The organism is Pseudomonas sichuanensis (assembly GCF_003231305.1).
Taxonomy (GTDB): Bacteria; Pseudomonadota; Gammaproteobacteria; order Pseudomonadales; family Pseudomonadaceae; genus Aquipseudomonas; species Aquipseudomonas sichuanensis.
This window is the reverse complement of record NZ_QKVM01000123.1, coordinates 1-1,622: the sequence shown is the minus strand read 5'-3', so window position 1 is coordinate 1,622 and position 1,622 is coordinate 1. Positions and strand designations below refer to the sequence as shown.

Annotated in this window: 2 protein-coding genes; both read right to left on the bottom strand. The window is 59.8% G+C overall.

Annotation, left to right across the window (positions count from 1 at the left end):
* A partial coding sequence (gene arsH / locus DM373_RS28345; RefSeq protein WP_110996609.1) for an arsenical resistance protein ArsH occupies window positions 1-642 on the bottom strand: 642 nt, incomplete at its 3' end.
* 3 nt (window positions 643-645) lie between these two features.
* The coding region (gene arsB, locus DM373_RS28340; RefSeq protein WP_110996608.1) for an ACR3 family arsenite efflux transporter at window positions 646-1,622 on the bottom strand (977 nt) is incomplete at its 5' end.

Genomic DNA, 1,622 nt, shown 5'->3' with positions numbered 1-1,622 from the left:
GTAGTCGGAGCGATCACGAAGCAGCAGGGTGAACTTCACCAACTCCTCCATTACGTCGACGACACGGTCGTAGTACGAAGAGGGTTTCATGCGACCCGCCTCGTCAAATTCCAGGTAGGCCTTCGGCACGGACGACTGGTTAGGGATGGTGAACATGCGCATCCAGCGGCCGAGGACGCGCAGCTGGTTGACCACGTTGAACGACTGCGAGCCGCCGCAGACCTGCATCACCGCGAGGGTTTTGCCTTGAGTGGGGCGCACGGCGCCCATGCTCAGTGGAATCCAGTCGATCTGCGACTTGAACACGCCGGTCATTGCACCGTGGCGTTCCGGCGAGCACCAGACCATGCCTTCGGACCACAGCACCAGATCGCGCAGCTCCTTGACCATGGGGTGGTCATCGGGCACGTCATCCGCCAGTGGCAGCCCGGTCGGATTGAAGATCCGCGTCTCGGCACCGAAGTGCTCTAGCAGGCGTGCCGCTTCTTCCGTCAGCAGGCGGCTGAACGAGCGTTCGCGGGTCGATCCGTACAGCAGCAGAATGCGAGGCTTGTGGGTGGACTTTGGCTCGACTGCCAACTTGTCTGCTGTCGGCAGGTCGACCAGATCGTTGTCGATATTGGGGATGTGGTGTTCGGTCATGATTTACTCCTGAGACAGGGCGCCAGATGGCTGATCGAACCAGCGGCGCTTGAGCCACAAGGCCACGCCCACCAGGGAGATCAGTACCGGCACTTCCACCAAGGGCCCGATGACGGTGGCAAATGCGACCGGCGAGGCAAGACCGAAGGTGGCGATGGCCACGGCAATGGCCAGTTCAAAGTTGTTGCTCGCTGCGGTGAACGCCAGCGCAGTGGTACGTGGGTAGTCAGCTTCCAGCAGCTTGCCCATCCAGAAGCTGATGAAGAACATCACCACAAAGTAGATGGTCAGCGGGATAGCGATGCGCAGCACATCCAGCGGCAGTTGCAGCACCATGTCGCCTTTCAGGCTGAACATGGCGACGATGGTCAGCAGCAGTGCCACGAGGGTCAGCGGGCTGATCTTCGGGATGAAGCGCTCCTGGTACCAGGTCTCGCCCTTGCTGCTGATCAGAATCTTGCGGGTCAGGAAACCAGCCAGGAACGGGATGCCCAGGTAGATCAGCACCGATTGAGCGATATCGAGGAAGCTGGTCTCAATGACGCTACCTTCAAGGCCAAACAGCGGCGGCAACAGGCCCAGGAAGATCCAGGCGTACACGCTGAAGAACAGGATCTGGAAAATGCTGTTGAAGGCGACCAGACCGGCCACGTACTGGTTGTTGCCACCGGCGATCTGGTTCCACACCAGCACCATGGCGATGCAGCGTGCCAGGCCGATGAGGATCAGGCCGGTCATGTACTCAGGCTTGTCGGAAAGGAAGACAACGGCTAGCCCGAACATCAGGACCGGGCCGATCACCCAGTTCTGGATCAGCGACAGGGCAAGGATGCGCTTGTCCTTGAAGACTTGCGGCAACTCCTCGTATTTCACCTTCGCCAGAGGTGGGTACATCATGACGATGAGGCCAATGGCGATGGGGATGTTTGTCGAGCCTACCGACAGGCTATTCAGCCACGCAGGCAATCCCTGGAACAGGC